This window comes from Tessaracoccus sp. ZS01, assembly GCF_022342445.1.
GTDB lineage: Bacteria > Actinomycetota > Actinomycetes > Propionibacteriales > Propionibacteriaceae > Arachnia.
On sequence record NZ_PQFE01000030.1, the window covers coordinates 1 to 5,540 of the forward strand.

At 54.1% G+C, this 5,540-nt stretch carries 3 rRNA genes; all 3 read left to right on the forward strand.

Annotated features, from left to right (window positions below):
* Positions 1 to 284 precede the first annotated feature (284 nt).
* A 16S ribosomal RNA gene (locus C3E87_RS14430) occupies positions 285 to 1,805 on the forward strand.
* Positions 1,806 to 2,149: 344 nt separating this feature from the next.
* Positions 2,150 to 5,241: ribosomal RNA gene (locus C3E87_RS14435) — 23S ribosomal RNA — on the forward strand.
* Between the two features lie 108 nt (positions 5,242 to 5,349).
* Positions 5,350 to 5,466: ribosomal RNA gene (gene rrf / locus C3E87_RS14440) — 5S ribosomal RNA — on the forward strand.
* Together the 16S, 23S and 5S rRNA genes form the textbook arrangement of a ribosomal RNA operon.
* Positions 5,467 to 5,540: the final 74 nt, after the last annotated feature.

The window sequence follows — 5,540 nt, forward strand, 5'->3', positions numbered from 1 at the left end:
GTTGATCGAGTTGCCCCAAGCGGGAATCGCACGGAAAATGGTGTGGTTGAAGCGTGGGTCGCACCCGAAACTTGAGAACTCAACAGTGTGCTTTAAGTCAATGCCAAATACATGCACTGGCAAGGCTTTTCGGAGTCTTGTCGTGCGAACCCGTCTCCCAGCTTTGGTTGGGGATGGATTCCTTTGAATTAATATTGATTAAAGTCCAGTTTTTTGGATTTTGTCGGTATCAAACTAGTTGACAGTTGAGCAGGTGCCTTTTGGGGTGTCTGTACTGATAATTTTCAACGGAGAGTTTGATCCTGGCTCAGGACGAACGCTGGCGGCGTGCTTAACACATGCAAGTCGAACGGTAAGGCCCTTTCGGGGGTACACGAGTGGCGAACGGGTGAGTAACACGTGAGTAACCTGCCCTTGACTTTGGGATAACTCCTGGAAACAGGTGCTAATACCGGATACCAGCCTTCACGGCATCGTGTTGGTTTGAAAGCTCCGGCGGTCAAGGATGGACTCGCGGCCTATCAGCTTGTTGGTGAGGTAGTGGCTCACCAAGGCTTCGACGGGTAGCCGGCCTGAGAGGGTGACCGGCCACATTGGGACTGAGATACGGCCCAAACTCCTACGGGAGGCAGCAGTGGGGAATATTGCACAATGGACGCAAGTCTGATGCAGCAACGCCGCGTGCGGGATGACGGCCTTCGGGTTGTAAACCGCTTTCAGCAGGGACGAAGCGAGAGTGACGGTACCTGCAGAAGAAGCACCGGCTAACTACGTGCCAGCAGCCGCGGTGATACGTAGGGTGCGAGCGTTGTCCGGATTTATTGGGCGTAAAGAGCTTGTAGGCGGTTTGTTGCGTCGGTAGTGAAAACTCAGGGCTTAACCCTGAGCCTGCTTCCGATACGGGCAGACTTGAGGAAGGTAGGGGAGAATGGAATTCCTGGTGAAGCGGTGGAATGCGTAGATATCAGGAGGAACACCAGTGGCGAAGGCGGTTCTCTGGACCTTTCCTGACGCTGAGAAGCGAAAGCGTGGGGAGCAAACAGGCTTAGATACCCTGGTAGTCCACGCCGTAAACGGTGGGTACTAGGTGTGGGGTTCATTCCACGAACTCCGTGCCGCAGCTAACGCATTAAGTACCCCGCCTGGGGAGTACGGCCGCAAGGCTAAAACTCAAAGGAATTGACGGGGCCCCGCACAAGCGGCGGAGCATGCGGATTAATTCGATGCAACGCGAAGAACCTTACCTGGGTTTGACATATGCCGGAAACATCTAGAGATAGGTGCCCCTTTATGGTCGGTTTACAGGTGGTGCATGGCTGTCGTCAGCTCGTGTCGTGAGATGTTGGGTTAAGTCCCGCAACGAGCGCAACCCTCGTCCTATGTTGCCAGCGGGTAATGCCGGGGACTCATAGGAGACCGCCGGGGTCAACTCGGAGGAAGGTGGGGATGACGTCAAGTCATCATGCCCCTTATGTCCAGGGCTTCACGCATGCTACAATGGCCGGTACAAAGAGCTGCGAACCTGCAAGGGTGAGCGAATCTCAAAAAGCCGGTCTCAGTTCGGATTGGGGTCTGCAACTCGACCCCATGAAGTCGGAGTCGCTAGTAATCGCAGATCAGCAACGCTGCGGTGAATACGTTCCCGGGGCTTGTACACACCGCCCGTCAAGTCATGAAAGTCGGTAACACCCGAAGCCGGTGGCCTAACCCCTTGTGGGAGGGAGCCGTCGAAGGTGGGACCGGTAATTAGGACTAAGTCGTAACAAGGTAGCCGTACCGGAAGGTGCGGCTGGATCACCTCCTTTCTAAGGAGCCTGTAGCAGCACAGTTTTTGACTGTGGTGCTCATGGTCGTGTTCTGGGACAGATGTTTCCAGCGCGGCCGGCACCGGAATGTGGAACATTGACTTTTGAAGTTCGGAGGAAGTCGTTTCTCGTCAGTACAGCCTGGGTCCTTGTGGTCTGGGAGTGGAAAGTCGGGGGATGGTGGGTGTCGAGCTAAGCACGCTGTTGGGTCCTGAAGGGTCGGTTGTTTGTGCAACGCCTTCTAGCGGACCATGGTGGCAGTCGCCTTTCGAGGTGGTTGTTGTCCTGGGCTCGCCCGTATTTTGAGAACTTCACAGTGGACGCGAGCATCTTTGTAGATTTTTTGACAAGCTACTAAGTGCGATCGGTGGATGCCTTGGCACCAAGAGCCGATGAAGGACGTTGTAACCTGCGATAAGCCATGGGGAGCTGGTAAACGAGCTTTGATCCGTGGATTTCCGAATAGGGAAACCTTGAAATACCGGAGTCATGTCCGGCAACCTCTGCCTGAATATATAGGGCAGTTGGAGGGAACGTGGGGAAGTGAAACATCTCAGTACCCACAGGAAGAGAAAACAATAGTGATTCCGTTAGTAGTGGCGAGCGAACGCGGAAGAGGCCAAACCTCGTGTGTGTGATAGCTGACAGGCGTTGCATGCGGGGTGTTGTGGGGCCGTTCTGGTTGCGCTGTCGAGCAGCCACAGAGTAAAAAATGATCAGTGAAGTTGAAGTGTCTGTGAATGGCACAGCAGAGAAGGTAAGACTCCTGTAGGCGTAAGTTGATCACTCTGGAGCGTCACCCCAAGTAATGCGGAACCCCTGAAATTCCGCATGAATCTGGCGGGACCATCCGCTAAGCCTAAATACTCCTTGGTGACCGATAGCGGACAAGTACCGTGAGGGAAAGGTGAAAAGTACCCCGGGAGGGGAGTGAAATAGTACCTGAAACCGATCGCATACAATCCGTCGGAGCCTTTCGGGGTGACGGCGTGCCTTTTGAAGAATGAGCCTGCGAGTTAGTGGTACGTGGCGAGGTTAACCCGTGTGGGGAAGCCGTAGCGAAAGCAAGTCCTAATAGGGCGTTTTTAGTCGCGTGCTCTAGACCCGAAGCGAAGTGATCTATCCATGGCCAGGTTGAAGCGACGGTAAGACGTCGTGGAGGACCGAACTCACTTGGGTTGAAAACCGAGGAGATGAGCTGTGGATAGGGGTGAAAGGCCAATCAAACTTCGTGATAGCTGGTTCTCCCCGAAATGCATTTAGGTGCAGCGTCGCATGTTTCTTACCGGAGGTAGAGCACTGAATGGTCTAGGGGGCCCACAAGCTTACCGAAATCAGTCAAACTCCGAATGCCGGTAAGTGAGAGTGCGGCAGTGAGACTGTGGGGGATAAGCTTCATAGTCGAGAGGGAAACAGCCCAGATCATCAGCTAAGGCCCCTAAGCGATAACTAAGTGGAAAAGGATGTGGAGTTGCGGAGACAACCAGGAGGTTGGCTTGGAAGCAGCCACCCTTGAAAGAGTGCGTAATAGCTCACTGGTCAAGTGATTCTGCGCCGACAATTTAGCGGGGCTCAAGTTATCCGCCGAAGCTATGGCATTCACACGTTTAAACCGTAAGGTTGTGTGGATGGGTAGGGGAGCGTCGTGTGCGCAGTGAAGCGGCGGGGTGACCCAGCTGTGGAGAGCACACGAGTGAGAATGCAGGCATGAGTAGCGAAAGACGGGTGAGAAACCCGTCCGCCGAATATCCAAGGGTTCCAGGGTCAAGCTAATCTGCCCTGGGTAAGTCGGGACCTAAGGCGAGGCCGACAGGCGTAGTCGATGGACAACGGGTTGATATTCCCGTACCGGCGAAATATCGCCCCTGCCGAACTGAATGATGCTAAGCACGCGAGGTGTGGTGATGTCTTCGGACGGATCTTCACTGAGTCTGTGACCCAAGTTCATAGTAGGCAAGCTGCGGAGGGACGCAGGAAGGTAGCTCTTCCCGGTTTTGGATATACCGGGTCAAGTGTGTAGGGCGAGACGTAGGCAAATCCGCGTCTCATGCGCCTGAGACATGATGTGTCGGCAACTTTGGTTGTCGTAAGAGTGATCCTATGCTGCCTAGAAAAGCTTCGTGAGCGAGATATTAGCCGCCCGTACCCCAAACCGACACAGGTGGATAGGTAGAGAATACTAAGGCGATCGAGAGAATCGTGGTGAAGGAACTCGGCAAAATACCCCCGTAACTTCGGAATAAGGGGGACCTGATGCGTATTAGAATTTACTTCGAAAGCGTTGAGGGTCGCAGAGACCAGGCCCAAGCGACTGTTTACTAAAAACATAGGTGCGTGCTAAGTCGTAAGACGATGTATACGCACTGACTCCTGCCCGGTGCTGGAAGGTTAAGGGGAAGGGTTAGCCTCACGGCGAAGCTTAGAACTTAAGCCCCAGTAAACGGCGGTGGTAACTATAACCATCCTAAGGTAGCGAAATTCCTTGTCGGGTAAGTTCCGACCTGCACGAATGGAGTAACGACTTGGGCGCTGTCTCCACCACGAACTCGGCGAAATTGCATTACGAGTAAAGATGCTCGTTACGCGCAGCAGGACGGAAAGACCCCGGGACCTTTACTATAGTTTGGTATTGGTGATCGGTGTGACTTGTGTAGGATAGGTGGGAGACTTTGAAGCTTGGACGCCAGTTCAGGTGGAGTCATCGTTGAAATACCACTCTGGTCACTCTGGTTATCTAACCTAGGTCCATTATCTGGATCAGGGACAGTGCCTGATGGGTAGTTTGACTGGGGCGGTCGCCTCCCAAAAGGTAACGGAGGCGCCCAAAGGTTCCCTCAGCCTGGTTGGCAATCAGGTTTCGAGTGTAAGTGCACAAGGGAGCTTGACTGCGAGAGAGACATCTCGAGCAGGGACGAAAGTCGGGACTAGTGATCTTCTGGTGGCACATGGAAGCGCCAGGACTCAACGGATAAAAGGTACCCCGGGGATAACAGGCTGATCTTGCCCGAGCGTCCATAGCGACGGCATGGTTTGGCACCTCGATGTCGGCTCGTCGCATCCTGGGGCTGGAGTCGGTCCCAAGGGTTGGGCTGTTCGCCCATTAAAGCGGCACGCGAGCTGGGTTTAGAACGTCGTGAGACAGTTCGGTCCCTATCCGCTGCGCGCGTAGGAGTCTTGAGAAGAGCTGACCTTAGTACGAGAGGACCGGGTCGGACTAACCTCTGGTGTGCCAGTTGTTTACCAAAAGCACGGCTGGTTGGCTACGTTGGGACGTGATAACCGCTGAAAGCATCTAAGCGGGAAGCACACTTCAAGATGAGGACTCCCACAGAATAATCTGGTAAGGCCCCTTGTAGACCACGAGGTGATAGGTCGGATGTGGAAGCACAGCAATGTGCGGAGCTGACCGATACTAATAGGCCGAGGGCTTGTCTTTCTACAAAGATGCTACGCGTCCACTGTGAGGTTCCCGAGATACGGTCGGGAACACACAACTCAAAAATGACTTGAGCAAGGTGTATCCGAACGCTATTTCCCATAGTGTTACGGTGGCCATAGCGAGAGGGAAACACCCGGTCCCATCCCGAACCCGGAAGTTAAGCCTCTCTGCGCCGATGGTACTGCGAGGGGGACCTCGTGGGAGACTAGGACGCCGCCGGACTTCTTTATAGCAAACCCCCCGAACCTCGTTCGGGGGGTTTGTTGCATTTACAGACCCTTTCGCAGCGCCCTCAG